Genomic DNA, 26,663 nt, shown 5'->3' on the forward strand with positions numbered 1-26,663 from the left:
TATCCCGTGCTATCAGCCAAATTCAGCGATGACTGGCACGTGGTCCGAGGGGCGCTCCCATCCGCGTGCGGCACGCAGCACTTCCACCCGGGTGAGGAATGGCGCAAGATCGGCAGACGACCAGATATGGTCGAGCCGTCGTCCACGGTCCGAAAGGCTCCAGTCCCTGGCGCGATAGCTCCACCAGGTGAAAAGCTTTTCTTCTGGGGGAATATAGCGCCGCATCAGGTCGATCCAGCCACCGTTGCTGCGCAAATTTTCAAGACCTTCCGTTTCCACGGGGGTATGGCTGACCACGTTAAGCAACTGCCTGTGCGACCAGACGTCGGTTTCAAGCGGCGCGATGTTGAGATCCCCGACCAGTACAGTTGCAGTGTCAGCGGTCTGATCGGGTCGGATACCGCGCATTTCCTTGAGAAAATCGAGCTTGTGGCGGAACTTCGGATTGATCTCGGGATCCGGCTCGTCGCCGCCTGCCGGAACGTAGAAATTGTGAATGAGGACGCGGCGGCCACCCACCTCCATCTCGGTCGAAAGGTGACGGCAATCGCCGATCCCGCAGAAGGTACGCTTCTCGACAACGGACAACGGCCTGCGCGAGACCGTCGCAACGCCGTGATAGCCCTTCTGGCCGTGAATCTGGATGTAATTGTAGCCCAGCTTGCGGAAAGCCGCGCTGGGAAACTGGTCGTCAGGGCATTTGGTCTCCTGAAGACACAGCACATCGGGCTGATATTCTTCAAGGAAGCGCTGAACAAGCGGCATGCGCAGGCGGACGGAGTTGATATTCCAGGTAGCTATTTTGAAGGGCATTGCGGATTCGGCTCTGCTTACGGACAGGCGCAATAGACCGTCCTGCGGGCCGATTGACAAGAGTAGCAGGGGTGACCCGGGGCCGCAGGGGCTTCCCGCGGGCCAGCGTCAGTTGTCGCCGCGCTGCAGGCTGTTCACCCGACGGTAGTCTATACTGAACACGCTCGGGTCGAAACGCACACCTTCCTCTACATTGAACAGCATCACCGTCGTGTCCTTCCCCTGAGCGTCGGTGATCGTCCACTGGCGCAGATCGTATGACTGAGCGTCGAACATCATGGTGATCGTCGCATTCCCGAACATCTGCCGGTCGGCAAGCGTGATAGTCGTTAGATCCTCATCCTGCTGTACGCCTTGCAGATTGGCGGATCCGAGATCGATGCGCTCGTCCAGAAGGAGCTTCAGCGGAGTCTTCGACAGCGGGTAGATGTCTACCGTGTTCAGCCTCTTGTTCTCCACCACAAGCGTCGAACCGTCGGAGATGACCTGAAAGCGGGCTGCCCCTTCATAGTCGAAGCGTATCTTGCCCGGACGTTCGAGATAGAACTTGCCACCGGTCTGCTCGCCGCGCGGCCCGAACTGCACGAATTCCCCGGTCATGGTGCGGACATTGGAAAAATGATTCGCGATCTGCTGGGCCGGCTGTGCTGCACCGCTTGCCCCGCCGGCAGCTAAGGCACCAAACGCGATGGCTGCCATGGCCAGCAGGGAACGGCGGGGAAGAAGGAGATTTCCGGCACGCCCGGCGAAATTGGTCATGTTCCTCGTTCTCCGAACAGAATTGTCTTGACTGCCAAATAGGGTGGCAAGAGGGCCGAAGTTAGGCCCCGGCATTGATTCACCGCATGGAAATAGCGTCAGACCTCGTCCTGTTCCGTCGGCACAAGAATTTCGCGCTTGCCAGCGTGATTGGCCGGGCCGACGATGCCTTCCGCCTCCATACGCTCGATGATGGACGCCGCGCGATTATAGCCTATGCCAAGGCGTCTCTGGATGTAGCTCGTGGATGCCTTGCCATCCCGCAGCACTACCGCAACCGCCTGGTCGTAGGGATCGTTCGAATCCGCCAGATTGCCGGCGCCGGAGCCTGAAACAGAATCGCCATCCTCCCCGTCGTCCTCGGTAACCGCCTCCAGATAGGCCGGTGTGCCCTGCATCTTCAGATGAGCGACGATCTGTTCCACTTCGTTGTCGGAAACGAAGGGGCCATGAACGCGCTGAACGCGGCCACCGCCTGCCATATAGAGCATGTCGCCCATGCCCAGAAGCTGCTCCGCCCCCTGCTCGCCGAGAATGGTGCGGCTGTCGATCTTCGATGTCACCTGGAAGGAGATGCGCGTCGGGAAGTTGGCCTTGATCGTGCCGGTAATCACATCCACGGAAGGACGCTGGGTTGCCATGATGACATGGATCCCTGCGGCGCGGGCCATCTGCGCAAGCCGCTGCACCGCGCCCTCGATGTCCTTGCCCGCCACCATCATCAGATCGGCCATCTCATCGATGATGACAACGATGAAGGGCATCGGTTCCAGATCCAGAGTCTCGCTTTCATAGATGGCCTCTCCCGTCTCCCGGTCGAAGCCGGTCTGCACGGTTCGCGTAATGGTATCGCCCTTTTTCTTGGCGGCGATCACGCGCTGATTGAACCCCTCTATGTTGCGCACCCCCACCTTGGACATCTTGCGATAGCGGTCCTCCATTTCCCGCACGGTCCATTTCAGCGCCACTACCGCCTTCTTGGGGTCGGTCACGACGGGGGTGAGCAGATGCGGGATACCGTCATAGACAGAAAGCTCCAGCATCTTGGGATCGATCATGATGAGTCGGCACTGATCCGGGCTCATGCGATAAAGCAGAGAAAGGATCATGGTGTTGATGGCAACCGACTTGCCCGAGCCGGTGGTGCCGGCCACCAGCAAATGGGGCATCTTGGCAAGATCCGCAATCACTGCCTCGCCATTGATCGTCTTGCCAAGGGAGAGTGCCAGCCGGGCCTTGGTGGTCTCGAACTCACGACTGGCGAGAAGCTCGCGCAGATAAACGGTTTCCCTCTTAGCGTTAGGCAACTCGATGCCGATAGCATTACGACCGGGCACGACTGCCACGCGAGCCGCGATCGCGCTCATGGAGCGGGCTATGTCGTCGGCCAGTCCGATGACTCGTGACGACTTGATGCCGGGTGCGGGCTCCAGCTCGTAGAGCGTCACCACGGGCCCGGGACGCACATGGATGATTTCACCCTTGACGCCAAAATCTTCCAAAACGCCTTCAAGAAGCCGGGCATTCTGCTCAAGCGCATCCTTTGACAGGCCTGGATCGCGCCCAGTCGACTTTGGCTCGGCGAGCAGATGCAGCGACGGAAGCTGAAACTCGCCCGATTCGAGGAAGGTCGTTTGTGCCTCTCGGCGTACACGCGAGCCGGGTGCGGGCCGCGGCGCGGGGTTTTCCACCCTTGCCGGAGCCTCGGATGAAGCAGGCGCGTCGGAGGCGTCGAAAGGGGGGAAGTCAAGCGCGGCATCGAAATCGGGTTCGATGCGCGCCGGCCCATCAACAGAGCGGGCAGCGGCAGCGGCGGATGGGTCGGCAAGGGCGAATTCATCCGGCAGGTCCACCTCCGGAGCAGGAAAGCGGCGACGCCAGAACGCTTTCAAGGACAGCCACCAATGAGCGGCAACGCCGAGCGCGAGGAATGTCTGGCCATCGCCTTCGTCGTCTTCTTCGTCATCGTCCGCGAAATCGTCTTCTGGCTGGGCCGCCGGTGCTTTTTTGGCGCGATTGATCACCGCCGCTCCGTAAAGAAGGAGCCAGGCTGAAGGGACGAGGAGCAGGAGCGCGATTGCAACGGCCAGCAAGCCGCTGGGATAATCCCCGATTGCCATTGCGGGCAAGGCTAGGACCATGTCGCCGAAGACGCCACCAAGGCCGGTTGGCAAGGGCCATGTAGCGGTGGGGGAGATGCAGCCGGCCGCTCCGGCTGCCAGTAAGGACCCGGCCAGCCATGCTGCCGCCCTCCTGCCAGGACGGTCAAGGCCATGCGCGCCGGCCAGAATGATGCCCCAGAAAACCGCGGGCACCAGACTTGCGACGGCGGCAATGCCGAAGAACTGCATGGCGATGTCGGAATAGATCGCACCGGGATAACCCATCACATTGGTGACAGGATTGTCCGTGGCGTGACTGAAACTCGGGTCTGCCACATTCCAGGTGGCAAGGCTTGTCAGACAGAAGGAAACCAATACCAGCAGCAGGAGCCCCACCCCCCGCATTGCCTGCCGCCGCAAAAAGGCCCGAACGCCAAATCCGCCGTCGTAAACCGGATAAAGCGCGGAAGAACCCGAACTCATACGCATTTCCCTGTCCAACAACACAAACGGCACTCGCAACGCCGAATTCCCGCTAGCTAAGCAGGTGAAGGTAAAGGCGGCATTAACCATGCAGGAGAAGGAGAAGCAGGCTCTTACCCGTGCCTGTCATCGGGAAGAGGGCCGGACCTCTTTGCGCCGAAACCGCAATCAGGATAAGCGCGTCGCAGCGCCGACAGCGTGCAAAACCATATTTGCGGAGGTGACGGCGAAGTCAGGATCGGCCTCCGCACCCACTTTTCCCAGCCAGGCCGGCAAGCTCGTCCTACAACCCGACCTAGGCCGTTCAGCCGGGGACCGTCCACCGAATCGATAAATGCAAAGATCCCAAAAGCGGCGATGCCGGCGAGCGAGCGACGAAGCTCGCACTTGGATTGCTCAAGGGAAGCGGCAAGGCTCTCCAGATGCGAGCCAAAACGTGAGCCGGGATGCAACCGCACCTCTTCCAGATCGCTAAGGAAATAGGCTGCCTCTGCATTGGCTTATTTTTTGCGCAATCGCATCAGTCCCTCTTGGACAGTGGAAGCGATGAGCAATCCATCTCGCGTGTAGATGCTGCCGCGGGCGAAGCCGCGCGCCCCATGACTGGCAGGGCTGTCCTGTGCATAAAGCAGCCAGTCATCCAATGAAAACGACCTATGGAACCACATTGCATGATCGAGGCTTGCCATCTGGATTTTGGGGTCGAAGGCCGAGCGGCCGTGAGGGAAGGTAGCGGTGTCGAGCAAAGTCATGTCGGAGAAATAGGCGAGCACCGCCGCGTGCAAGCCGCGATCGTCAGGCACTTTGCCGACGGTGCGCAGCCATACATGCTGAACGGGTGGCAGCTTGTTGCGCGTCGTATAGTGCTCCACCTGTACAGGGCGGATCTCCAGGGGGCGCCTGCGCTGGAGGTAGCGGCGAATATTCTCCGGAAGGACCTCTGATGCGAGGAACTCCCGCTGCGGGCGCAGCGTTTCGGGCATGGGTATGCCTTCAGGCATGGAGATCTGATGATCGAGACCATCCTCATCGATCTGGAAGGAAGCGGAAAGCGAAAATATCGCCTGACCATGCTGAATGGCAACGACGCGCCGGGTAGCAAAGCTGTTTCCGTCGCGGATGCGGTCGACCTCGTAGATTATCGGCACCAGAGGATCGCCGGGCCGCATGAAGTAGCAGTGGAGCGAGTGAGCGTGACGATCTGCAGAAACCGTCCGCTGAGCGGCAATGAGCGCCTGGCCGATCACCTGACCGCCGAAAACACGCTGCCAGCCAACCTGGGGGCTGCGCCCGCGAAACAGGTTGTGTTCGAGCCGTTCGAGGTTAAGTATGTCGAGGAGTTCCTGCATGGCGGACGACATGACGGCGCACCCGATCACGGTTTATGATGTAGCCGACAAACCGGAGAGCACCGACCAAGTCAAGCGGCAGCCGAGACGAAGGAGACCGGTTAATGGCAATGCACAAGGCTGGCAGCACCGGAGATGACCGGTTCGACGTGGTAATCGCCGGCGCAGGCTATGTTGGTCTTGCAATTGCCGTTTCGCTGCGCCACGCCCGCCCAGGCATGCACGTGCTCGTGGTCGACGCCGCACCGGAGGAGGCATGGCAGCAGGATAACCGCGCAGTCGCAGTGGCCGCTGCGGCAACACGGATGCTGCGCCAGCTCGGCTGCTGGGACGAGATCGAGCCGGAAGCCCAACCCATAACCGAGATGGAAATCACCGATTCGCGCATCTCCGATCCGGTGCGGCCGGTTTTCCTGACTTTTGGAGGCGAGGCGACACCTGGCGAACCCTTCGCCCATATGGTGCTGAGCCGGCATTTATCGGGCGCGCTGCGCCGGCGTGCAGGTGAACTCGGCATTCAAATCATGCAGCGTAGCGCAGTGGAGGGTTTCGACGTCGAGCCCTCCTCCGTCATCGTACATCTTTCGGGGGGGACGACGTTTCGCGCGCGTGTCCTCGTGGCTGCGGATGGTGTGAAATCGCGGCTGCGCGGTATGGCCGGCATCCGCACCGTTCAATGGGAATACGGGCAATCGGGTATCGTCTGCACTGTGGCACACGAACGTCCCCATGGAGGCCGGGCCGAGGAGCATTTTTTGCCCGCCGGCCCTTTCGCCACGCTGCCGCTGAAAGGCAATCGCTCCCTGATTGTCTGGAACGAGCGCACTGCCGACGCCGAGCGGCTGGTGAATGAGGACGAGGTGGTCTTCGAGCATGAACTTGAGCAGCGGTTCGGCCTGAAACTGGGGGAGATCCGGGTAGAAGGGCCGCGGCGGGCCTGGCCGCTCGGCCTTACGCTTGCTCGCGATTTTGTTCGTCCACGTTTTGCGCTGGCAGGTGATGCGGCGCACCGGATCCACCCGATTGCGGGACAGGGACTCAATCTGGGCTTCAAGGACGCGGCTGCCCTGTCGCAGGTTCTCGTTGAAGCCGACAGGCTGGGCGAGGATATTGGCGCAATTGACGTACTGCAACGGTACGAGCGATGGCGGCGCTTCGACACGGTGCAGATGGGCGTCACGACGGACGTGCTCAACCGGCTGTTTTCCAATGATTTCGGCCCGCTTCGGGCGGTACGCGACATCGGCCTCGGGCTGGTGGACCGCATGCCCGGTATGAAACAGTTCTTTGTGAGACAGGCTTCGGGTTTGGCAGCGGGTAACCCGCGCCTGCTCCGGGGAGAAGCGATCTGACCAAAGCCCATGGGCCAACTTAAGGAGGAAGGCATGAAGCGTTATGCGAACGTGATCTGGAACGGCTCGCTCACCAGCGGAAGCGGCCGACTGGAAAGCACACAAAGCGGAGCTTTCAGCAGCCTGCCATTGAGCTTTAAGGCACGCTTTGAGGACGAGACTGGGCGCGCCGGTACGAATCCTGAGGAGCTTATCGCGGCGGCCCATGCCTCATGCTACGCTATGCAACTTGCGCATATGCTGGCTGAAGGGGGCACCCCCGCAGAAAAGCTCGACGTAAAAGCGCAGATTGACCTGCAGCCGAAGCAGGGTGGGGGGTTCGAGATTCGGGGCAGCGCGCTTTCGGTAGCTGCAACTGTTCCGGGCCTCGAAGAAGCGAAGTTCAAGGAAATCGCTACAAAGGCCAAAGATATTTGCCCCGTCTCCGGCGCACTGAAGGCGATTGACATCACATTGGACGCCAGCTTCGCCTAACCTGTCGGGACGCCGAACAGGCGTCCCGCAATTCGTTTTTCCCGGTTGACTGGCACGCGATAGTTTTGCCACGAAATTGCCAGATGCGCGCAATGGAAGATCGCGCGAACCGTTTCCTTCGCAACCAAAAAACTTGCGGTCGTCCTACATTGGGGAACGGATAGGCTATTCGGGAGAAATGCTATGCTCCATCTTCGCGAGTCTCGGACTCTCCGCCAACCTTCCGATGGCTCAACACTCACCATTACGGACATTACAGGCGAGGCCGCGGAACTTCCTGCGTTTGATCAACATGAACGGATATGGTGCGGACGCGACGACGAACGCGGCCTGACCGCTATCGTCGCGATCCACGATACAAGTCTGGGTCCTGCACTTGGTGGTACACGTATCTGGCCGCATCAGAGTTTCGAAGCAGCATTGACCGACGCGCTGCGCCTTTCCCACGGGATGACTTACAAGGCTGCCGTCGCGGGCGTGCCCTTCGGAGGCGGAAAAACGGTGATTATGGCCGACGCCAAAAAGGACAAGACGCCCGCGCTTTTAAGTGCCTATGCGGAAATGCTTGCAGCGCTGGAAGGCCAGTTCTTTACCGGGGAGGATGTCGGCTTGACGGTCGCTGACGCAGACTTTTTGCGCGATAGAGCTCCAAATGTGACCGGCACTACAAAGGGCGGCAGCGGCAATCCATCTCCCGTAACCGCCGAAGGTGTTTTTCTGGGGATCAAAGCTGCCCTCTTCCATCAGCGCGGGAGTGCCACGCTGCAGGGGGTGCGCGTAGCAGTGCAGGGATTGGGTTCAGTCGGTTATTCCCTCTGCAAGAAGCTCCGCGCCCATGGAGCGCATCTTATTGTGGCAGACATCGATGAGTCGCGCGTGGCAAATGCGCGGGAAGCCTTCGACGCAGAGGCCGTAGCTGTTGACAAGATCCTGGCAGCCGAAGCGGACATTCTTTCGCCCTGCGCTCTTGGAGGCATCATCTCGGCAGAGGCAATCCCCTCAATTAAGGCCGGGATCATTGCCGGATCGGCCAACAACCAGCTTGCCCGGCACGAAGACGCGCACCTGTTGATGCAGCGCCATATCCTCTATGCGCCAGATTACGTGATCAATGCTGGTGGCCTGATCAACGTCACTGCGGAGTTTGCACCGGGCGGCTATGATCGTGATATAGCCATGGCCAAGGTCAGGAAAATTCCGGAGACCCTGAAGGATATTTTCGTTCGTTCGGATCGGCAAAGGCGGCCGACCAACGATATTGCCGCCGAGATCGTCATGGAGCGCCTCAGGGCCGCGCGGGAAAAGGACGAGCGCACCCGCCAGGGCCCTCGGTAGGCCCGACAACTTTGGCCAAGATGTAACTGAGGGCTGGTGCGTCTTAAAGCGGGATGATTTTATTTCCGGTCATATCCGGCCTCGGCGAAATAGTTTGCGCATTCCTTTGATGTGACGATGTCGAGGATTTGGCCGATAGCGCTGCATACGGCATCGGTGGTGCGCCTTTCGGCCTTTCGCAGCAGGTGTTTGAGCTTTGCGAAGAGTTGCTCGATCGGGTTCAGATCGGGCGAGTATTTCGGCAGAAAGAAGAGCCTGGCACCGGCCTTGCGGATGGCCCGCCGTATGGCCTTGCCCTTGTGCGAGCCGAGATTGTCCATGACGACGATGTCGCCGGGCCTGAGCGTCGGCACCAGCACCTTCTCGACATAGAGGCGGAAGCGCTCGCCGTTGATCGGCCCGTCGATGAGCCAGGGGGCCTCGACGCGGTCGCAGCGCAGGGCGGCCAGGAAGGTCATGGTCTTCCAGCGCCGGTGCGGCACCTTGGCCTTGAGCCGCGCACCGCGCGCTGCCCAACCCCTGAGCGGGGCCATGTTGGTCTTGGTCCATGTCTCGTCGATGAAGACCAGGCGGGAGGGGTCGATGCGGCCCTGATAGGCTTTCCACTGCGCGCGTCTTCGCGCCACGTCGGGCCGATCCTGCTCGGCGGCGATCAGCGTCTTTTTTTATGCGTGAGCCCTTCGGCGTGGACGAACTCCCACACCGAGCGGTAGTCGACCTTCAGGCCGCGCTCGGCCAGTTCCGCCACAAGGCCGCGCAGCGTGAAGTCCGCGCCACGGCAGCGCTCAATGAGCCAGTCGCGCCAAGCCCCGGAAATCTTCTTCGGCTTATGGCCGCCGATCTGGCCCGGTTCCAGGCTGCCGCTCTGGCGATAACGCTTCACCCATTCGATCGCCGAGCTGTAGCTGACGCCAAAACGGGCCGCCGCCTGCCGACGCGACATCCCCTCCTTCTCAACCGCCTTCACCACGCGTTCCCGAAGATCGATCGAATAGGGCTTGCTCATCCATGCTGGCCTCCTGTCCCAGCCAGCACCTCGAATCAAATTCGATCTGATTTGCATAGCCCCTAGCGACTCGGCGTAATCTCATCCCGCTCTAAGCGAAAAGTGCGGGCGGTTCGTGGGAAGGCTATCTCAAACCGCGAAGTGCCGTCTCGCCCCAGACCTCCTGCAACCGCCTGTCGCGGCCGCAGCCTTCGCGATAGCCCCGATAGGCGTTGGCCTTGGTGACGTATCCGAAGCGGGAAAAGACCCGGTCTGTGCTCATGTAAAAATCCTGGTGATAGTCTTCCGCCGGCCAGAAGGTAGAGGCGGGTTCGATGGGCGTTACAACCGCTCGTGCCAGTTCTTTCTCCGCCGCCTGCTTTGCCCTTTCCGCAGCCTGCCTCTGGACCTCGTCCAGCACATAGATGGCTGTCGTATAGCCGTGGCCCCTGTCGCAGAACTGGCCGCCGTCATCGGTGGGATCGACAGAATGGAAGAAGACGTCGAGCAGCTCTTCGTAAGTTACCCGCGCATCGTCGAAACGGACCTCCACCGCCTCTCGATGGCCGCCCGCCTCATAGTCATGGTAGGAAGGTTCCTGCGTGGTGCCACCGGTATAACCGGAGACGGTGGACAGAACCCCCTCCACCTTGTCGAAATCGGCCTCGACACACCAGAAGCATCCGCCGGCAAAGATGGCGGTCCTTTCCTCCGCCGTCACCGGATGCAGTAACAGAAGAACGCATGCAAGCTGCGATGCGGAAAGAAAAAGAAGACGGCGCGTCATGAATCGGCCTCCCTTGCGGGAATCGATATCCCGCGCCGGGTTGCCTGAAAACTCAATCCGCTACACGCTTGCGTGAAGAAGGCAGTCGCCGGTCAGACCCGGCGCTCCACCATCATCTTCTTGATCTCCGCGATGGCCTTGGCCGGATTCAGGCCCTTGGGACAGGTCTGCGTGCAGTTCATGATCGTATGGCAGCGATAGAGCCGGAACGGATCCTCCAGCTTGTCGAGTCGCTCGCCGGTGGCTTCGTCCCGTGAATCGATGAGCCAGCGATATGCCTGGAGCAGCACGGCAGGGCCGAGATAGCGCTCGCCGTTCCACCAATAGCTGGGGCAGGCGGTCTGGCAGCAGAAGCAGAGAATGCACTCGTAGAGACCGTCAAGCTTGGCCCGATCCTCGCGGCTCTGCCGCCATTCCGTCGCCGGCTCCGGCGTTTCGGTGTGCAGCCAGGGCTCAATGGAGGAAAGCTGCGCGTAAGGCACGGAAAGATCCGGCACCAGGTCCTTGACCACGGGCATGTGCGGCAGTGGATAGACCTTTACCGCGCCCTTGATCTCGTCCATGCCCTTCGTGCAGGCAAGCGTGTTGGCGCCGTCAATGTTCATGGCGCAGGAGCCGCAAATGCCCTCGCGGCAGGAGCGCCGAAAGGTAAGCGTCGGATCGATCTTGTTCTTGATCCAGATGAGTGCATCGAGCACCATCGGCCCGCAATCATCCATATCAACATAGTAAGTATCGACACGCGGGTTCTCCGTGTCGTCCGGCGACCAACGGTAGACGCGGTATTCACGCAGGTTCGTGGCACCTTCAGGCTTAGGCCAGACCTTGCCCTGCTTAATCTGCGAGTTCTTCGGAAGGGTGATTTGGACCATCGGAATAGCCTTGGATCAATATACCCGCGCCTGAGGCGCGATTTTTGCCGGATCGATACCACCATCCTCCGCTTTCAGGAGCGTTTCGGTGTGTACGGGACGATAGTCGAGACGAACCTTTCCGGTTTCGTCCACCCAGGACAATGTGTGCTTGCGCCAATTGACGTCGTCGCGCTCAGTGAAGTCCTCCCGGGCATGCGCACCGCGGCTCTCCTTGCGCGCCTCGGCCGAATGAACCGTGGTAATGGCATTGACCATCAGGTTTTCCAGCTCCAGCGTTTCAACGAGGTCCGAATTCCAGATCATTGAGCGATCCTGAACCTTGAGATCGGGAAGCTCCTTCCAGAGTTCGGAGATGCGCCGGCAACCCTGCTCAAGGGATTCCTGCGTACGGAAGACCGCCGCATCCTCCTGCATGGCACGCTGCATTTTCTCGCGAAGAACCGCGGTCGGCGTGCTGCCATTGGCGTGACGCAACCGGTCGAAACGGTCCATGATCTTCTCGCAAGCGGCAATATTGATCGGTGGAACCTTGGCGTTGCGGTCGACCACCTTGCCGGCGCGGATAGCGGCGGCCCGTCCAAAGACCACAAGATCGATGAGCGAGTTGGAGCCGAGGCGGTTGGCTCCGTGGACCGAGGCGCAGCCGGCTTCCCCGACAGCCATCAGGCCGGGGGCCACAGCATCGGGATCGCCAATGGTGGGGTTCAGCACCTCCCCCCAGTAGTTGGTGGGAATGCCGCCCATATTGTAGTGGACGGTCGGCAGCACCGGGATCGGCTCACGCGTAACATCCACGCCGGCGAATATTCTCGCCGATTCGGCGATGCCCGGCAGGCGCTCGTGGATGACAGCCGGGTCGAGATGATCAAGGTGCAGGTAGATATGGTCCTTGTTGCGCCCAACGCCGCGCCCTTCACGGATCTCGATGGTCATGCACCGCGATACCACGTCCCGGGAGGCAAGATCCTTCGCAGAGGGAGCGTAGCGCTCCATGAAGCGCTCGCCTTCGGAGTTGACGAGGTATCCGCCCTCTCCACGCACGCCTTCGGTGATCAGGCAGCCGGCGCCGTAAATGCCTGTCGGGTGGAACTGCACGAATTCCATATCCTGAAGAGGCAGCCCTGCCCGCGCGACCATGCCATTGCCGTCACCGGTGCACGTATGGGCGGAGGTGCATGAGAAATAGGCCCGGCCATAGCCGCCGGTGGCCAGGACGACCATCTTTGCCGAAAAGCGGTGAATGGTTCCGTCCTCAAGGTTCCACGCAACCACGCCCGTGCAGACGCCGTCATCAGACATAATGAGGTCGAGGGCAAAATACTCGATGAAGAATTGCGCGTGATTCTTGACGGATTGGCCGTAAAGCGTGTGAAGGATCGCATGACCCGTGCGGTCTGCCGCCGCGCAGGTTCGCTGAACGGGCGGCCCCTCACCGAAATTCTGCATGTGGCCGCCGAAGGGACGCTGGTAGATCCGGCCGTCCTCGGTGCGGGAGAAGGGCACGCCATAGTGCTCCAGCTCGTAGACGGCGGCCGGTGCTTCGCGGGCGAGATATTCCATCGCATCCACGTCGCCCAGCCAGTCCGAGCCCTTCACCGTATCATAAAGGTGCCATTGCCAGTGGTCCGGCCCCATATTCTGCAGCGATGCGGCGATGCCACCCTGGGCAGCGACGGTGTGCGAACGGGTGGGAAAGACCTTGGTGATGCAGGCCGTCTTCAGGCCCTGCTCGGCCATTCCCAGCGTCGCCCGCAGGCCAGCGCCGCCCGCGCCCACGACGACCACGTCAAAGGCATGATCGACATATTCATAGGCCGGACCGGCCTTCCTCGCACTTGCCTCAGCCATCTATAATTCAGGCTCCGAAAACGATCTTGAGAAGGGAAAGGAGCGCGATTGCGCCAACGACGATGGGAAAGAAGGTGTTGAGGATAATCAGAGCTACCTTCCAGCCCTGGTCATGCACATAATCCTCGATGATGACCTGCATTCCGAGCCGCATGTGATAGAGCACCGACACGAAGGCAAAGCCTATGAGCAACGCCACCACCGGGCTGGCGATTGCGGCGCGGACCTCCTCAAAGGGGGCGCCGCTATAAGCCATGACAAAGCCCATGAAGAAGAGGATGAGCGGCAGGTTGGAAACAGCGGTCAACCGCTGCCGCCAGAAATGCTCCGTCCCACCGCGAGCGGCCCCCAGACCACGGACGCGATTCAGAGGGGTACGCATGTCAGCCATCAAAATCCTCCCCGGAGAGCGTAGCCCACCACCCAGACGATGACAGTGAGCGTGATGGAACCGATCAGTGTCGCCTTTGCCAGCCGGGTGGACGTGTCCCTTTCCAAACCGCGGCCGGTATCCCAGATGAGGTGGCGGATGCCGCCCAGCATGTGATGCAGCAGCGCCCAGCTGTATCCGAACAGAACGAGCCGGCCCAGGAACGAGCCGAACAGCCCGCTCACGAAGTCGAACCACTCCGCTGACGTGGCCGCTGCAAGAAGCCACAACGCGAAAAGGAGTGGCCCGAAATAAAGCGCCGCCCCGGTGATACGGTGGGCGACGGACATCGCCATGGTCGGGGTAAAGCGGTAAATCTGCAAGTGAGGCGACAATGGCCTCGATTGGGTGGCTGTGATTTTGCTCATGGCTTCCCCGTCTCCTTACCAGCAGGCACATGAAGGCAAGTTGTCTGCGGTGCTTTTTCCCGCTCGCCCAAGCCCTGGCAGTGGGCTTTTAATCCGCTTTTTGCAGTGCGTCAAAGCCACAACATGGCGCAGAAGCGTTTGAATCGATTGAACAGGCGCGCGTGTACTTAAACGTCAGCCACGGTCGAAGCGAATGACATGATTTGTCCAGTCGGCGGGAACAGCAATGCCCTCATACAACCTTCGCCCTTCCACGGGCTGCCGCGGCGCGCTGAGGACCAGTTGCGACCAACCCCGCTCCTCCGCCTGTTCGGCCACGAGGTCGATCAGCGCCCTGGCGATGCCTTTGCCGCGATGCCGGTGATGGACGTAAATATGCTCCATGAGCCCGTAGCGAAGGCCGGATGGCGGTTCGGGCAGGTCATAGAAGATCGCAAAGCCGACCAGCTCGCCATCGATGCGAGCGCCAACGATTTCCACTACCCGATCCTGCAGCAGAGTTTCGGCATAGAACTCGTCCGGCCGTCGTGGCGCACCACGCTTTAGGGATTGCGTATAGGCGGCGAGCAGCGGCGCCAGAACGTGCGCATCCTTGAGACGTAAAGGTGCAATGTCGATGTTGTGATTCTCGCTCATGCGTCGGACCTTTTCGCCTGCAGGCTCCTTCGATGAAGATGCCCGCATATTAAACGCTTTTGAACCCGAAGAGACAGCAGGGTGACAAAGGTTAAGAAAGGGTTAATCTGATACGTGGAAAGGTAGCGACAAGAAGGAGCATTGCTCCATGCCTTCATGCAATCAGTTTTTCCCGGCTGGGTTCGGGCTTGTGCTGGCGCTTCTGGCTGCGGCGATGCCCGCGACCGCCGGTAGCCCGGGCGAGGAGGTTCATGCCGATAGCTTCGGCAACCTGGTGATCAGGAGTCCTGCGGGCTACAAACGCATAGTTGTTGGCAAGGGATATCTGGCCGAGGATCTTGCTAAGCATTCGAAGCGGGAGCCCAAGGTAGTCTATCTGGAGGAAGGGCGCGATGGCGTCTACCTTCGCAAACGGCGGACGTGCCGTTATGGCGCGCTTCTTCACGGGCGCAGCTACATGTATGGCTTGCCTGACAATGTCGTGCCGGTACCGACCGTAGCCTGCCGCTGAGGCCCGCTGCTGTCTGGCCTGGAGCTGAAGGGAACTGCCCCGTTCTCCCTTGCGTTTGGGAGCATCCGTCTTTGAGGAGCTTCCAATGGCCAAGACAAGAATGCTGACAGACCACCAGGAGATCCGTGAGTGGGTTGAAGCGCGCGCCGGTCAACCGGCCCTGAGCGAGCCTGCGCTGGGTACTGGCCATGCACAACCGATATTGCGGCTCGCTTTCGGCCAGCAGGCCTATCAGGACCAGGACGAAGGGTGGGACGCGATCGGCCAGGTGGAGATCCTCGAATGGGATGAATGGTTTCGCATATTCGAGGAACGGCAGCTTGCACTTGTGGTGGAGGAAGAGGTGCCAGGCCGGCGCGAGGAGTTCCATGAATTCGTGCGTCGGCCTTAAGCTCCCAAGCCCTCGGTATTACCTAGACTCGATGACGCCACAGGCGATGCGGTCACCTGCCTGGCCTGAGGGCTGGCTGCGATAGTCGTCTGGCGAACTGTGAACGAGGACGGCTGATCCATCGTCATCCAGAAGCGGATTGTCGCCATCGGACAGCGAAAGATCACCATGGAAGAATTCCGCCTTGAGAATGCCGTCCTGCCCGACATGCACATTAGGGAAATCGCCGGGATGCGGACCTTCTGCGTCGTGTACGCCGTGGTTCCGGTCGCCCGCATAGTGGCCGCCTGCTGACTCAAATCCGCCTTCAGCGTCACATTCGCCTGTCTCATGGACGTGGAAGCCGTGCGGTCCCGGGGGCAGGTCGGTCATCTCCGCCATCACATGAAGCATACCGGAAGCCGTTTCCATGAATGTCACGGTTCCAATCTCATTGCCTTCGGCGTCGATCATGGTCGCGGTCGCCTCCTGCTCCTGGGCGTGGGCGGCAGAAAGCGAAATTGCCGCCGCCAGTACGGTCATTGCAGTCAGTCTCATGCTGATCTCTCCCTTTGCACCTCCAGGGCCCATGCCGGATGGCAAGGCTTGCCTTTCCATGCAAACAGGCCGCTTCGCGGTTTTGTTTCATCACTCCCGAAAGGAACGCCTTTGCGGTGCCACCGCCGACAGCGGAAGAGCTGCGCGCACAAAAAAGGAGCCCTGTGGGCCCCCTTCTCATGTCCAGTCGTTGCGAGTGTGCCTCGGCCGGATCGGCTATGCAGGCAGGAGGGTGCCTTCAAGCGTTGTGAGCTGTCCGAGGAACTCTTCGGCTCGGGATCGCGTCTCATGGTCTCTGGCGCCTTCGATCTCGGCACGAACGGCCTCGATGCGCCGCAGAAGGTCGTTCCGGTCGAGATCAGCAACGCGCGTGGCCGATTCGGCAAGCAGCCGGCAACCTTCCGGCGTTATGTCGGCGAACCCGCCGAAGACGACGAACTGCTCGCGTTCGCCGCCGGGCCTGACGGCGGTGATGATGCCCGGCTTGATGCTGGTCATCGTAGGTGCGTGATCCGCCATCACCGTCATCTCGCCTTCCGTCCCGGAAATGACGACTTCGACCACCTCTTCGGACAGGAGGAGCCGTTCAGGGGATACCAGTTCGAACTTGAATGCTTTTGCCATGGTCAAATCGGTGAATAGTGAAGGGTGAATGGTGAGCGGCCGGAAATATGACCCTCATCGATCCCGTTCTCTATCCGCACCTCCTGTCACCCATTCACAATTTGCCGGTTGCCAGAGCGTCAGGCTGCTTCCGCAGCCAGGCGCTCGGCCTTCTCGATAGCGTCCTCAATGGTGCCGACCATGTAGAACGCTGCCTCGGGCAGGTGGTCGTAATCGCCATTGACCAGTCCCTTGAAGCCCTTGATCGTGTCCTCAAGGTCCACCAGCTTGCCAGGCGCGCCAGTGAAGACTTCCGCCACGAAGAAAGGCTGTGACAGGAAGCGCTCGATCTTGCGAGCGCGGGCAACGGTAAGCTTGTCCTCTTCTGACAGCTCGTCCATGCCAAGAATCGCGATAATGTCCTGCAAAGCCTTGTACCGCTGCAGCGTCTGCTGGACGTCACGAGCCACCTTGTAATGCTCTTCGCCGACGATCATCGGGTCGAGCATGCGCGAAGTGGAATCGAGCGGGTCCACGGCCGGGTAAATGCCCTTCTCGGAAATCGCGCGCGACAGCACTGTCGTCGCGTCGAGGTGGGCAAACGAGGTGGCCGGCGCCGGGTCAGTCAGGTCGTCTGCAGGCACGTAGATGGCCTGCACCGAGGTGATCGAGCCCTTGGTCGTGGTGGTGATGCGCTCTTGCAGGGCACCCATATCCGTCGCCAGTGTCGGCTGGTAGCCAACCGCGGAGGGAATGCGGCCGAGAAGCGCCGACACTTCCGAACCCGCCTGCGTAAAGCGGAAGATGTTGTCGACGAAGAAAAGAACGTCCTGACCCTGGTCGCGGAAGTATTCGGCAACCGTCAGGCCGGTGAGGCCGACACGCGCACGGGCGCCGGGCGGCTCGTTCATCTGGCCGTAGACAAGAGCGGCCTTGGAGCCTTCGCCGCCACCGGCCTTGTTCACGCCGGACTCGATGAATTCATGGTAAAGGTCATTGCCCTCACGGGTGCGCTCTCCAACGCCGGCGAACACCGAATAGCCACCATGAGCCTTTGCGACGTTGTTAATCAGCTCCTGGATCAGCACGGTCTTGCCGACGCCAGCGCCGCCGAACAGGCCGATCTTACCACCCTTGGCGTAGGGGGCGAGGAGGTCGAGCACCTTGATGCCCGTGACCAGGATTTCAGATTCGGTCGACTGCTCGGTGTACTCGGGCGCCGGCTGGTGAATGGCGCGCGTCTCGGCGGCCATGACGGGGCCGGCTTCGTCGATCGGCTCACCGATCACGTTTATGATGCGTCCAAGCATCTCCGGTCCGACCGGCACTGAAATAGGCGCTCCCGTATCGACAACGGTCTGGCCGCGGACGAGACCTTCGGTCGAGTCCATCGCAATGCAGCGCACCGTGTTCTCACCAAGGTGCTGCGCCACTTCGAGCACAAGGCGCATGCCTCGGTTGTCCGTCTCCAGTGCGTTCAGGATGGCTGGAAGGTGATCCTGAAACTGGACGTCGACAACGGCGCCGATAACCTGCCGGATGATGCCGGTAGCTCCGCTGGCCACCGCGGGCGAGGCGGCAGTCTTCGCCGCACGCGCCGTAGTCTTAGCCGCGGCAGACCGGGCGGGGGCTTTAGCGGCAGCCTTTGCTGCGGCGGGCTTGGCCGCCGCCTTGCTTTTGGCCTCGCCTGCCGGGGCCCTTTTGGGGGTCGCTGCTTTCGCCATTCTTCTACCCTTCTTCGGTCCGTTAGAGCGCTTCCGCGCCCGAAATGATTTCGATCAGTTCCTTGGTGATCTGCGCCTGACGCTGACGGTTATACGTGATCGTAAGCTTGTCGATCATTTCGCCCGCATTGCGCGTGGCATTGTCCATCGCCGTCATCTTGGCGCCCATCTCACCTGCCGCGTTCTCCAGAAGCGCGCGGAATATTTGCACGGTGATATTGCGGGGAATGAGATCGGCCAGGATCGAAGCCGCGTCCGGCTCATACTCATAGACTGCACCGCCGCTCTCCGCTTCCGCCTCGGGCACGGACGCCGGGATGATCTGCTGCGCGGTCGGAACCTGGCTGATCACCGACTGGAAACGCGAATAGAACAGCGTGCAGACGTCGAACTGGCCTTCTTCGAAGAGGCCGATCACCTTCTTCGCGATGGCGTCCGCATTGGAGAAGCCAAGCTGCTTCACCTCGCGCAGATCGACTCGGTCGATGATGAGCTCGCTAAAGTCTCGGCGCAGAATATCATAACCCTTTTTGCCGACGCAAAGGATCTTCACCTTCTTGCCGCCGGCCAGGAGGCCGCGCACATGCTCCCGCGCGAGCCTGGCGATCTGACTATTGAAACTGCCGCACAGTCCCCGCTCGGCCGTGCAAACGACAAGCAGATGCACCTCGTCCTTGCCCGTACCGGCCATGAGCGGCGGAGCGTCCGTTCCGGCGATGGAACCCGCCACATTGGCTAGCACCACGCTCATACGCTCGGCATAAGGCCGGGCGGCCTCAGCCGCCTCCTGGGCACGACGCAGCTTCGCCGCAGCGACCATCTGCATCGCCTTGGTAATCTTCTGCGTCGCCTTGACGGAGGCGATCCGGTTGCGAAGGTCCTTAAGCGAAGCCATGCTTACCGACCCTACGTGAAGTTCTTGGCAAAAGCTTCGATCTCCGCCTTGAGCCTGGCGCGCAGATCGTCCGAAAGTGCCTGCTCCTTGCGAATGGCCTCGAGCACTTCCTTGCCCGTGCTTCGCATATGCGCAAGAAGGCCCTGCTCAAAACGGGATACGTCATTGACTTCGAGCCTGTCGAGATAGCCCTCCACGCCGGCAAAGATGACGGCGACCTGCTCCTCGGTCTTGAGCGGGGAGAATTGCGGCTGCTTCAGCAATTCCGTCAGGCGCGCTCCGCGATTGAGCAAACGCTGGGTCGCCGCGTCAAGGTCGGAACCGAACTGGGCAAATGCCGCCATCTCACGATACTGGGCAAGTTCACCCTTGATGGAGCCTGCCACCTGCTTCATGGCCTTGACCTGCGCTGCAGAGCCAACCCGCGAAACAGACAGACCGACGTTAACCGCGGGACGGATACCCTGGAAGAACAGGTTCGTCTCAAGGAAAATCTGGCCATCGGTGATGGAGATCACGTTTGTGGGGATGTAGGCGGAAACGTCGTTGGCCTGCGTCTCGATGACGGGAAGGGCAGTCAGCGAACCGGCGCCCAAATCGTCGTTCATCTTGGCTGCGCGCTCAAGGAGCCGCGAATGCAGATAAAAGACGTCGCCGGGATAAGCTTCACGGCCGGGCGGGCGGCGCAGAAGCAGGGACATCTGACGGTAAGCGACGGCCTGCTTGGACAGATCGTCATAAGCGATCACGGCATGCTTGCCGCTGTCGCGGAAATATTCGCCCATGGCGCAACCGGCGAAGGGAGCGAGGAACTGCATCGGAGCCGGATCGGAAGCCGTCGCAGCCACGATGATCGAATATTCCAGCGCACCGCGCTCTTCGAGCGCCTTCACAAACTGGGCAACGGTGGAACGCTTCTGTCCGACAGCGACATAGACACAGTAAAGCTTCTGGCTCTCGTCGTCGCCTTCATTCAGTGGTTTCTGGTTGAGGAAAGTATCGAGAATGATGGCGGTCTTGCCGGTCTGGCGGTCACCGATGATGAGTTCGCGCTGACCACGGCCGATCGGAATGAGCGCGTCAATGGCCTTCAGGCCGGTGGACATCGGCTCGTGAACGGACTTGCGAGGGATAATGCCCGGCGCCTTTACGTCCACGCGACGACGCTCGGTCGCCTTGATCGGACCCTTGCCGTCGATCGGGTTGCCCAGCGCGTCGACCACGCGACCAAGAAGCTCCGGACCCACCGGCACGTCGACGATAGCGCCGGTACGCTTGACGATATCGCCTTCCTTGATGTCGCGGTCGGAGCCGAAGATCACGACACCGACATTATCGATCTCCAGGTTCTGCGCCATGCCGCGAATGCCGCCCGGAAACTCGACGAGCTCGCCAGCCTGGACATTGTCCAGCCCGTAGACGCGAGCAATACCGTCACCGACGGAAAGGACCTGGCCGACCTCGGAGACCTCGGCCTCCTTGCCGAAATTCTTGATCTGGTCCTTGAGAATTGCGGAGATTTCCGCTGCCCGGATATCCATCAGCCGACCTCTTTCAGTGCAAGCTTGAGCGTATTGAGTTTCGTCTTGAGCGATGTATCGATCTGGCGCGAGCCGAGCTTTACGACAAGGCCACCAAGAAGAGAGGGATCGACCGCCACCTTAATGGCGACATCCCTGCCGGCCACCGTCTTGAGCGTGGCCTTCAGTTCCTTTTCCTGCGCTGTAGTGAGCGCGTGGGCGGCGGTGACTTCAGCCGTTGTCTCGCCTCGTGCCTCCGCTGCGATCTCGCGGAAAGCACGGATTATCTGCCGAACAGCAAAAAGGCGGCGATTCTGCGCCACCACACGTAGGAAATTTCCGACAAGGCCGCCAATTTCAGCACGATCAAGTATGGCGGCGACCGCCTTCAACTGATCGTCGGCGGAAAAGACAGGGCTCTCGATGAGACGCTGAAGGTCTTGGCTGCCATCAAGAAGCGCCTCAAACCGGCCAAGATCTTCCTCGACGATCGAAACTGCGTCGGTCTCTTGCGCTAGTTCGAATAATGAGCGTGCGTAGCGCCCTGCCACACCTGAGATCATAGAGCCAGATTGTGCCACGGGGTCGGATCTCTTCTCATGAGCTGAGGCCGCAGGATCTTGCACAGGAGCATATTCCCCGGCTAAATCCCTGACCTGGTTGACAGATTTTCGGCACAGGCATATGGGCACCGCCCTCCACCACCGAAAGCCGAATGCCGTCTAACACACGCCCGCCAGACTCGCAACACGCCGAAGCTAGACGATTTGGGGCCGCTTTGTCGCATCCCTGCCTCGGCGGACGTCAAGGCACCAGACCAAAGACGAACAAGAGCGGCAGCGCCGCCAGCAAAAGCGTGACCGCCAGACTCGTCCACTGAATCAGCGAACCACCGTGATCGAACAGTATGGAAAGCGCCCGCCCGAATGCTGCGAAAGCCCAGGCGAATCCCAAGGTCATGTAGATGAGCGGCTGGGAGAAGAGAATCGCCGACAGGCCGATCCCTGCATAGAAGCCGCCGAGGAGTGAACGCGGAGTGGCCAATGCTTCGGCATGTTCCGGGATCGGCTGCAGGGCGAGGGCTCGTAGAAGGAACCGGGGCGCCAGCATCGCCACCAAGCCAAAGAGCACGGTAAGAGCCGCCCCAGCCCATGCCAGCCACTCCCCGGGGGTGTAGGGCATGGGAAATACGAAATCCATGGTGTGCCCTCCTGCATGTCGCGGCAAACGCCTTCACCATGCGCGCTCTATAGCCGATTCGCGAATCATCAGACGAGGGACCGAAGCGGCCGGCGTTAAAATCAAAAAGCTTAGAGGAAGCTCTGGGGATCGATGTCCACTTGGACGCGGATGGAGCCGCGCGGCCTTTCCGCCTTTGAAAGGAGCTGGCGCAGATAGGCTTGCAGATCAGATCGTCGCGTGCCCTGGACGAGGAGGCGGAATCGGTGGCGGCCCGCGACCAGCGCCAGCGGTGCCTCGGCGGGGCCGAGCACGTCGATCTCACTTGCGGCCGGTGCGGCACGGCGCAATGCACGTGCATGATTCTCCGCCTCCGCCCGGGAGGCGGCGCTGACAATGAGCGAGGCGAGCCGGCCGAAAGGCGGCATGCGGGCGCGCTCGCGCTCGGCGATCTCCCGCTCATAAAACTGCTCAGCGTTCCCCGATACGAGTGCTTGCATGACCGGATGATCGGGCTGGTAGGTCTGCAAGAGCCCGATGCTCGCCTTGCCGGTTCGGCCGGCCCGGCCCGTCACCTGCGAGAGAAGCTGGAAAGTGCGCTCGGCTGCACGCGGATCACCATTGGCAAGGCCAAGATCAGCGTCCACGACGCCCACCAGCGTCATGTTCGGAAAATTGTGGCCCTTTGCCACAAGCTGCGTCCCGACGACGATATCGGCTTCGCCGTTGGCGATCGCCTCAAGTTCAAGCCTGAGCCGCTTGATGCCGCCCAGAAGGTCCGAGGACAGCACGATCGTACGCGCTTGGGGAAAATGCCGGTCCACCTCTTCCGCGATACGCTCCACCCCCGGACCGCAGGGCACCAGATGATCAAGCGTACCGCATTCCGGACACGCTTCGGGTTGCGGCTCGTTGTGCCCGCAGTGGTGGCAGGCAAGCTGGCGTCGGAAACGATGCTCCACAAGCCAGCTTGAACAATTCGGGCACTGGAAGCGATGGCCGCAGACGCGGCAAAGCGTGAGTGGCGCGTAGCCGCGACGGTTGAGGAAGAGCAGTGCCTGCTCATTGCGCCCGATAGTGCGGGCCATGGCCTCGATAAGCACCGGCGAAAGAAAGCCTCCGCGCGCCGGCGGCGCCTTGCGCATGTCGATGGCAGAAAGCTGCGGCAGCGCCGCATCGGCAAAGCGGGCGGACAGCACGATGCGTTCGTAGCGGCCCTGATCGGCATTCACCCGGCTTTCGATGGAGGGCGTTGCCGAGGCGAGCACGACGGGGAAATTGCCCAGCCTTGCGCGCACCACACTCATGTCGCGGGCGTTGTAAAAAACACGATCCTCCTGCTTGTAAGCCGGATCGTGCTCTTCATCGACCACGATCAGTCCAAGTTCCCGAAAAGGCAGGAAGAGTGCCGAGCGGGCACCGGCCACGACGCGCAACTGGCCTTCCGCCACCTGCCGCCACACGCGCTCCCGCCTTCGAGGAGGAAGGTCGGAGTGCCATTCCGCCGGTTTCGCGCCGAAGCGATCGTGAAAACGTTCAAGAAAAGCCTGCGTCAGCGCGATCTCCGGCAACAGGATCAGCACCTGCTTGCCCGCAGCAAGCGCGGTCGCCACGGCCTCGAAATAGACCTCCGTCTTTCCGGAGCCCGTTACCCCGTCGAGCAGCGTGACGCCGAAGACACCTGCGCCCACCTTTTCACGCAGGCGCTCCGCTGCGGCCTTTTGCTCCGGATTGAGTTCCTGGACGCCGAAATCGATATCAGGCGGCGGGACAATGGGGCGCGGTGGTATCTCCACCTTTTCAAAAACACCCTGCGCTATCAGCCCGTCAATGACGCTGAGGGACACGCCCGCCGCATGGGCAAGGCCCGATCGGGTCCACGCCTGGCCATCGGCAGCCTGGGCGAGCACCCGCTCGCGCGCTGCCGTGAGGCGATCGGGGCGCCTTTCCGTCAAGCAGAAACCCTCCACTGGCGGCTCGGGGTCAAAGGCAGCAGGTGCACGCAGCGCCATGCGCGCCACCATGCCAGGCGGTGATAGCGTATAAGCCGCCACCCATTCGATAAAGCGGCGCATCTCGGCGGGAAGCGGCGGACAGTCGAAAACTTGCGAAATTTGCCGAAGCCTTGCGGCTTCCACCGGCTCGCCGTCGCCATCCCAGGCCACACCCGCAACCTCGCGCGGGCCGAGGGGCACGCGCAAAATTGATCCCGGCTCAACGGGCACCCCTTCCGGAACCGCGTATGAATAAGGGCGCTCCGCCGGCATGGGAACCATGACGGGAATCACGCGCCATTTGTTTAGTTCTCGATTCATCGGACGTGACCTTGCCGGTTTCTTGGATTAGAGCAAGGCCGAGCATACATCTCGGCATGTGCCTGCCCGGCAAGCCTGAAAGGAGAGCGTCATGAAGTTTTTCGTCGATACCGCCGATGTGAATGAAATTCGCGAGTTGAGCGAAACGGGTCTCCTCGACGGCGTGACTACCAACCCTTCACTGATCATGAAGACCGGCCGCCCCATCCTCGAAGTCACGAAGGAGATCTGCGAGATTGTCGACGGCCCTGTTTCGGCCGAAGTGACGGCGGTTGAGTTCAAGGAGATGATGCGGGAAGCCGACATTCTCTCAAAGATCGCCGACAACATCGCCATCAAGGTGCCGCTGACGCTGGACGGTCTGAAAGCCTGCAAGGCGCTAAGCTCCGACGGACGCATGGTCAACGTCACGCTCTGCTTCTCGGCCAACCAAGCATTGCTGGCCGCAAAGGCAGGCGCAACCTTCATCTCGCCCTTCATCGGCCGGCTGGATGATATTGGGCTCGACGGGGCGGAACTGATATCGGAAATCCGCACGATCTACGACAACTATGATTTCGAGACGGAGATACTCGCCGCTTCGATCCGTACCGTTATTCACGTCAAGCAGGCCGCCCTTATCGGCGCTGATGTGGCCACGGTACCGCCCGCGGTTCTGAAGGCTCTGGTGAAGCATCCGCTTACGGACAAAGGCCTTGACGCCTTCCTTGCCGACTGGGCAAAGACCGGTCAGAAGATCGGGTAGTCCCGGTATTCAAGACCTGCCCGGATGAAGCGGCTCAGGCCGCTTCTGCCGTCAGGAGGGCCGTTTCGAACTCGGCGTCCGGATTCTCCGCCAGGGCATTGACCGTGTGCTGTTGAAGCCGGGCCGCAACCTCGGCCGGCTCTCCTTCGCTCAAAAGGCTTGAGGCGATCGGCCTGCCAACGATCATATGGATGGAGCGGCCCTTCTTGTTCAGGAGTTCGTGGAACAGCGTCATGTCGCGCAGCTCGGTTGAGTATCTGGACAAAAGATAGAACAGGCCCGAATTGCGAGCGGCCATGTTGACCGGCACCACCGGAACCTGGTAGCGGCGCGCAAGGGCGACCACGGAGGGCTGCCATGGCCGCTCGGTGAGCTTGTCCTCGTGCCAGTAGGCAATCCTTCCGGATGGGAAGAGCACGATCGCCTTTTCTTCCGCGAAGGCTTTGGCCGTCATCTCCAGCGTGTCGCGGCTCTTGGCATGAGACTTTTCATTGGGCCGCCATTCAACCGGGATGATGAGGTCACGGAACCGCGGGTTGACACGCAGGGCATCCCGATTGGCGAAGATTGCCATGTCCGGCCGCTTCTCCTTCATGAGGTCGAAAATGGCGATGCCATCGGCAATTCCCGTCGGATGGGTCGGGGCCAGGATGAAGGCACCCCTTTCGGGAATGTTCTCCCCGCCCGTTACCGACACGTCCAGCGAAAGGAGGCGGCTGATGAAATCCATCGCGCCCCACCCCGAAAGCTGGGCGATTTCGTCAGCCATGGCAACGGCTTGCCGGTAGTGGAAATAGCGGTAGAGGGCGGGACGGGCGAGTGGCCACAGCGGATGTCTGGAAAGATGTATCGTGCGCTCGGCAATGAGCTGATCGACGATATGAGGAGCCTCGGCAGTCGCCTCACGGTCCCGCTTCAGCACCCCGACAACCGACATCAGCGTTGCGTGAAAACCCATCGTGAAGCTCTCCGTGGCGGCTCTCTTACCGATGCCTTGATCGACACGGTGATATTGTAGCCTAACGCACCCTGCAGAACCTTGTTCTTACTCAGGGAATCCGGTGCTGCAGGCATCACAACATGTTTAAGCCGGTTAAGTTCCGCCACCAGCAACCGCCTGGGCGATACCAAGGCGTATGAGTTCCGCCAGTTCACGGGCTGCGCGGTCCTCTGCATCACGCTGGGCGCGTATTACGGCATATTCCTGCGGCGGGCGGTCGAAACTGGCGCTGACCTCCTGACGGCCGCGCGCTATTGTCTCTCCGCTGGCGGTCTCGCGCAACGTATAGGTACCGGTTAGCGACACCGTACCTGCCGAGGGCTCGTCCTCGCCACCGACCTGGATAAGGGCAGCCGAGGTGACGGTACGCCCCACCGAAAGGCTGAGCTGGTAGCGGGGCGCGGCAGGTTCGGCCCCGCCTCCCCGCAGCAGGAAAATGAGGTGGTTGCGCACTTCCTGTGCATGGCGCGTATCGACCGGAAGCACGGAAATCGCCGCAAGGGCGGGGAGAGCGGACTCAGCTCCAGCCACGCCCGGTTGAGTTGCAAGGAGGGGGCGCACCGTGCACCCGCCTGCCAGCGCGAGCGCGAGGATGTTACCTGCCAGAACCGCAGCGCGAATCACCGACCTCACCGATCAATCTCTCC

27 protein-coding genes are annotated in these 26,663 nt (G+C 61.0%); 6 read left to right on the forward strand and 21 right to left on the reverse strand.

Features of this window, described 5'->3' with window-relative positions; genetic code table 11:
- Window positions 1-12: 12 nt before the first annotated feature.
- From HUS57_RS12290 to tesB, 4 genes are all read right to left on the reverse strand, one after another.
- Window positions 13-813, reverse strand: coding sequence for an exodeoxyribonuclease III (locus tag HUS57_RS12290; RefSeq protein WP_173934160.1), 801 nt, complete (start codon window positions 811-813; stop codon window positions 13-15).
- Window positions 814-921: 108 nt separating this feature from the next.
- Window positions 922-1,512 carry an outer membrane lipoprotein carrier protein LolA gene (locus HUS57_RS12295; RefSeq protein WP_246727929.1) on the reverse strand — a complete coding sequence of 197 codons (591 nt, stop codon included), beginning with the start codon at window positions 1,510-1,512 and terminating at the stop codon, window positions 922-924.
- Between the two features lie 158 nt (window positions 1,513-1,670).
- A complete protein-coding gene (locus tag HUS57_RS12300; RefSeq protein ID WP_173934164.1) occupies window positions 1,671-4,157 on the reverse strand; it encodes a DNA translocase FtsK in 2,487 nt (828 codons plus the stop codon).
- Window positions 4,158-4,657: 500 nt separating this feature from the next.
- Entirely contained in the window at window positions 4,658-5,518 is an 861-nt protein-coding gene (gene tesB / locus HUS57_RS12305; RefSeq protein ID WP_173934166.1) for an acyl-CoA thioesterase II, read from the reverse strand.
- A 92-nt stretch (window positions 5,519-5,610) separates the two neighbouring features.
- Between tesB and HUS57_RS12310 the strand changes: the two genes are divergently transcribed.
- From HUS57_RS12310 to HUS57_RS12320, 3 genes are all read left to right on the forward strand, one after another.
- Entirely contained in the window at window positions 5,611-6,858 is a 1,248-nt protein-coding gene (locus tag HUS57_RS12310) for a ubiquinone biosynthesis hydroxylase (protein ID WP_173934168.1), read from the forward strand.
- Window positions 6,859-6,891: 33 nt separating this feature from the next.
- On the forward strand, window positions 6,892-7,332 hold the full coding sequence (locus HUS57_RS12315) for an OsmC family protein (RefSeq protein ID WP_173934170.1): 441 nt from the start codon (window positions 6,892-6,894) through the stop codon (window positions 7,330-7,332).
- A gap of 183 nt (window positions 7,333-7,515) precedes the next feature.
- The gene (locus tag HUS57_RS12320; RefSeq protein WP_173934172.1) at window positions 7,516-8,667 is read left to right on the forward strand and encodes a Glu/Leu/Phe/Val dehydrogenase; all 1,152 of its coding nucleotides are present in this window, start codon (window positions 7,516-7,518) and stop codon (window positions 8,665-8,667) included.
- Window positions 8,668-8,726: 59 nt separating this feature from the next.
- Here HUS57_RS12320 and HUS57_RS12325 read toward each other — a convergent pair.
- The 7 genes from HUS57_RS12325 to HUS57_RS12355 form a co-directional block, all read right to left on the reverse strand.
- Window positions 8,727-9,673 (reverse strand): IS630 family transposase gene (locus tag HUS57_RS12325; RefSeq protein ID WP_173934174.1). Its coding sequence is split into 2 segments (ribosomal slippage): window positions 8,727-9,334 and window positions 9,334-9,673, totalling 948 coding nucleotides; the frame shifts between segments, so codons are not numbered across the junction.
- A 124-nt stretch (window positions 9,674-9,797) separates the two neighbouring features.
- On the reverse strand, window positions 9,798-10,439 hold the full coding sequence (gene msrA / locus HUS57_RS12330; RefSeq protein ID WP_173934176.1) for a peptide-methionine (S)-S-oxide reductase MsrA: 642 nt from the start codon (window positions 10,437-10,439) through the stop codon (window positions 9,798-9,800).
- Between the two features lie 92 nt (window positions 10,440-10,531).
- Window positions 10,532-11,311 carry a succinate dehydrogenase iron-sulfur subunit gene (locus HUS57_RS12335; protein ID WP_173934178.1) on the reverse strand — a complete coding sequence of 260 codons (780 nt, stop codon included), beginning with the start codon at window positions 11,309-11,311 and terminating at the stop codon, window positions 10,532-10,534.
- Window positions 11,312-11,326: 15 nt separating this feature from the next.
- Window positions 11,327-13,162 carry a succinate dehydrogenase flavoprotein subunit gene (gene sdhA, locus HUS57_RS12340; protein ID WP_173934180.1) on the reverse strand — a complete coding sequence of 612 codons (1,836 nt, stop codon included), beginning with the start codon at window positions 13,160-13,162 and terminating at the stop codon, window positions 11,327-11,329.
- 7 nt (window positions 13,163-13,169) lie between these two features.
- Complete coding sequence (sdhD, locus tag HUS57_RS12345; RefSeq protein WP_173934182.1) at window positions 13,170-13,553, reverse strand: succinate dehydrogenase, hydrophobic membrane anchor protein; 384 nt, start codon at window positions 13,551-13,553, stop codon at window positions 13,170-13,172.
- Window positions 13,553-13,960: a succinate dehydrogenase, cytochrome b556 subunit gene (sdhC, locus tag HUS57_RS12350; protein ID WP_173934184.1), complete on the reverse strand. Its 408-nt coding sequence runs from the start codon at window positions 13,958-13,960 to the stop codon at window positions 13,553-13,555. The genes sdhD and sdhC overlap by 1 nt, the downstream gene beginning before the upstream one ends.
- A 174-nt stretch (window positions 13,961-14,134) precedes the next feature.
- Window positions 14,135-14,596, reverse strand: coding sequence for a GNAT family N-acetyltransferase (locus HUS57_RS12355; RefSeq protein WP_173934186.1), 462 nt, complete (start codon window positions 14,594-14,596; stop codon window positions 14,135-14,137).
- 148 nt (window positions 14,597-14,744) lie between these two features.
- Here HUS57_RS12355 and HUS57_RS12360 point away from each other — a divergent pair, with 148 nt between their 5' ends.
- Window positions 14,745-15,107: a hypothetical protein gene (locus tag HUS57_RS12360; RefSeq protein ID WP_173934188.1), complete on the forward strand. Its 363-nt coding sequence runs from the start codon at window positions 14,745-14,747 to the stop codon at window positions 15,105-15,107.
- A gap of 85 nt (window positions 15,108-15,192) precedes the next feature.
- Window positions 15,193-15,498: a hypothetical protein gene (locus HUS57_RS12365; RefSeq protein ID WP_173934190.1), complete on the forward strand. Its 306-nt coding sequence runs from the start codon at window positions 15,193-15,195 to the stop codon at window positions 15,496-15,498.
- 18 nt (window positions 15,499-15,516) lie between these two features.
- Here HUS57_RS12365 and HUS57_RS12370 read toward each other — a convergent pair whose 3' ends face one another.
- From HUS57_RS12370 to HUS57_RS12405, 8 genes are all read right to left on the reverse strand, one after another.
- Window positions 15,517-16,035, reverse strand: a complete 519-nt coding sequence (locus HUS57_RS12370) for a superoxide dismutase family protein (protein ID WP_173934193.1) — start codon at window positions 16,033-16,035, stop codon at window positions 15,517-15,519.
- A gap of 216 nt (window positions 16,036-16,251) precedes the next feature.
- Window positions 16,252-16,659 carry a F0F1 ATP synthase subunit epsilon gene (locus HUS57_RS12375; RefSeq protein WP_173934195.1) on the reverse strand — a complete coding sequence of 136 codons (408 nt, stop codon included), beginning with the start codon at window positions 16,657-16,659 and terminating at the stop codon, window positions 16,252-16,254.
- Between the two features lie 119 nt (window positions 16,660-16,778).
- The gene (atpD, locus tag HUS57_RS12380; RefSeq protein ID WP_173934197.1) at window positions 16,779-18,362 is read right to left on the reverse strand and encodes a F0F1 ATP synthase subunit beta; all 1,584 of its coding nucleotides are present in this window, start codon (window positions 18,360-18,362) and stop codon (window positions 16,779-16,781) included.
- Between the two features lie 22 nt (window positions 18,363-18,384).
- Complete coding sequence (locus tag HUS57_RS12385) at window positions 18,385-19,257, reverse strand: F0F1 ATP synthase subunit gamma (RefSeq protein WP_173934198.1); 873 nt, start codon at window positions 19,255-19,257, stop codon at window positions 18,385-18,387.
- An 11-nt stretch (window positions 19,258-19,268) separates the two neighbouring features.
- Window positions 19,269-20,798 carry a F0F1 ATP synthase subunit alpha gene (gene atpA / locus HUS57_RS12390; RefSeq protein WP_173934200.1) on the reverse strand — a complete coding sequence of 510 codons (1,530 nt, stop codon included), beginning with the start codon at window positions 20,796-20,798 and terminating at the stop codon, window positions 19,269-19,271.
- A complete protein-coding gene (locus HUS57_RS12395) occupies window positions 20,798-21,358 on the reverse strand; it encodes a F0F1 ATP synthase subunit delta (protein WP_173934202.1) in 561 nt (186 codons plus the stop codon). The genes atpA and HUS57_RS12395 overlap by 1 nt, the downstream gene beginning before the upstream one ends.
- 223 nt (window positions 21,359-21,581) lie before the next feature.
- Window positions 21,582-21,977 carry a DUF4345 domain-containing protein gene (locus tag HUS57_RS12400; RefSeq protein ID WP_173934205.1) on the reverse strand — a complete coding sequence of 132 codons (396 nt, stop codon included), beginning with the start codon at window positions 21,975-21,977 and terminating at the stop codon, window positions 21,582-21,584.
- Between the two features lie 110 nt (window positions 21,978-22,087).
- On the reverse strand, window positions 22,088-24,271 hold the full coding sequence (locus HUS57_RS12405) for a primosomal protein N' (protein WP_173934207.1): 2,184 nt from the start codon (window positions 24,269-24,271) through the stop codon (window positions 22,088-22,090).
- Window positions 24,272-24,362: 91 nt separating this feature from the next.
- Between HUS57_RS12405 and fsa the strand changes: the two genes are divergently transcribed.
- Window positions 24,363-25,016, forward strand: a complete 654-nt coding sequence (gene fsa / locus HUS57_RS12410) for a fructose-6-phosphate aldolase (protein WP_173934209.1) — start codon at window positions 24,363-24,365, stop codon at window positions 25,014-25,016.
- A gap of 34 nt (window positions 25,017-25,050) precedes the next feature.
- On the opposite strand, the gene HUS57_RS12415 is transcribed toward fsa, so the two are convergent.
- Window positions 25,051-25,974: a 1-acyl-sn-glycerol-3-phosphate acyltransferase gene (locus HUS57_RS12415; RefSeq protein ID WP_173934211.1), complete on the reverse strand. Its 924-nt coding sequence runs from the start codon at window positions 25,972-25,974 to the stop codon at window positions 25,051-25,053.
- Window positions 25,975-26,109: 135 nt separating this feature from the next.
- A complete protein-coding gene (gene lptE, locus HUS57_RS12420) occupies window positions 26,110-26,649 on the reverse strand; it encodes an LPS assembly lipoprotein LptE (protein ID WP_173934213.1) in 540 nt (179 codons plus the stop codon).
- Window positions 26,650-26,663: the final 14 nt, after the last annotated feature.

Source organism: Chelativorans sp. Marseille-P2723, from assembly GCF_902809845.1.
Classification (GTDB): domain Bacteria; phylum Pseudomonadota; class Alphaproteobacteria; order Rhizobiales; family Rhizobiaceae; genus Chelativorans.

What these genes read in the sequence shown, in the direction of transcription:
- HUS57_RS12290 (WP_173934160.1), bottom strand. Translation starts at nt 813, where the DNA reads ATGCCCTTCAAAATAGCTACCTGGAATATCAACTCCGTCCGCCTGCGC.
- HUS57_RS12295 (WP_246727929.1), bottom strand. Translation starts at nt 1,512, where the DNA reads ATGGCAGCCATCGCGTTTGGTGCCTTAGCTGCCGGCGGGGCAAGCGGT.
- HUS57_RS12300 (WP_173934164.1), bottom strand. Translation starts at nt 4,157, where the DNA reads ATGAGTTCGGGTTCTTCCGCGCTTTATCCGGTTTACGACGGCGGATTT.
- tesB (WP_173934166.1), bottom strand. Translation starts at nt 5,518, where the DNA reads ATGTCGTCCGCCATGCAGGAACTCCTCGACATACTTAACCTCGAACGG.
- HUS57_RS12310 (WP_173934168.1), top strand. Translation starts at nt 5,611, where the DNA reads ATGGCAATGCACAAGGCTGGCAGCACCGGAGATGACCGGTTCGACGTG.
- HUS57_RS12315 (WP_173934170.1), top strand. Translation starts at nt 6,892, where the DNA reads ATGAAGCGTTATGCGAACGTGATCTGGAACGGCTCGCTCACCAGCGGA.
- HUS57_RS12320 (WP_173934172.1), top strand. Translation starts at nt 7,516, where the DNA reads ATGCTCCATCTTCGCGAGTCTCGGACTCTCCGCCAACCTTCCGATGGC.
- msrA (WP_173934176.1), bottom strand. Translation starts at nt 10,439, where the DNA reads ATGACGCGCCGTCTTCTTTTTCTTTCCGCATCGCAGCTTGCATGCGTT.
- HUS57_RS12335 (WP_173934178.1), bottom strand. Translation starts at nt 11,311, where the DNA reads ATGGTCCAAATCACCCTTCCGAAGAACTCGCAGATTAAGCAGGGCAAG.
- sdhA (WP_173934180.1), bottom strand. Translation starts at nt 13,162, where the DNA reads ATGGCTGAGGCAAGTGCGAGGAAGGCCGGTCCGGCCTATGAATATGTC.
- sdhD (WP_173934182.1), bottom strand. Translation starts at nt 13,553, where the DNA reads ATGGCTGACATGCGTACCCCTCTGAATCGCGTCCGTGGTCTGGGGGCC.
- sdhC (WP_173934184.1), bottom strand. Translation starts at nt 13,960, where the DNA reads ATGAGCAAAATCACAGCCACCCAATCGAGGCCATTGTCGCCTCACTTG.
- HUS57_RS12355 (WP_173934186.1), bottom strand. Translation starts at nt 14,596, where the DNA reads ATGAGCGAGAATCACAACATCGACATTGCACCTTTACGTCTCAAGGAT.
- HUS57_RS12360 (WP_173934188.1), top strand. Translation starts at nt 14,745, where the DNA reads ATGCCTTCATGCAATCAGTTTTTCCCGGCTGGGTTCGGGCTTGTGCTG.
- HUS57_RS12365 (WP_173934190.1), top strand. Translation starts at nt 15,193, where the DNA reads ATGGCCAAGACAAGAATGCTGACAGACCACCAGGAGATCCGTGAGTGG.
- HUS57_RS12370 (WP_173934193.1), bottom strand. Translation starts at nt 16,035, where the DNA reads ATGAGACTGACTGCAATGACCGTACTGGCGGCGGCAATTTCGCTTTCT.
- HUS57_RS12375 (WP_173934195.1), bottom strand. Translation starts at nt 16,659, where the DNA reads ATGGCAAAAGCATTCAAGTTCGAACTGGTATCCCCTGAACGGCTCCTC.
- atpD (WP_173934197.1), bottom strand. Translation starts at nt 18,362, where the DNA reads ATGGCGAAAGCAGCGACCCCCAAAAGGGCCCCGGCAGGCGAGGCCAAA.
- HUS57_RS12385 (WP_173934198.1), bottom strand. Translation starts at nt 19,257, where the DNA reads ATGGCTTCGCTTAAGGACCTTCGCAACCGGATCGCCTCCGTCAAGGCG.
- atpA (WP_173934200.1), bottom strand. Translation starts at nt 20,798, where the DNA reads ATGGATATCCGGGCAGCGGAAATCTCCGCAATTCTCAAGGACCAGATC.
- HUS57_RS12400 (WP_173934205.1), bottom strand. Translation starts at nt 21,977, where the DNA reads ATGGATTTCGTATTTCCCATGCCCTACACCCCCGGGGAGTGGCTGGCA.
- HUS57_RS12405 (WP_173934207.1), bottom strand. Translation starts at nt 24,271, where the DNA reads ATGAATCGAGAACTAAACAAATGGCGCGTGATTCCCGTCATGGTTCCC.
- fsa (WP_173934209.1), top strand. Translation starts at nt 24,363, where the DNA reads ATGAAGTTTTTCGTCGATACCGCCGATGTGAATGAAATTCGCGAGTTG.
- HUS57_RS12415 (WP_173934211.1), bottom strand. Translation starts at nt 25,974, where the DNA reads ATGGGTTTTCACGCAACGCTGATGTCGGTTGTCGGGGTGCTGAAGCGG.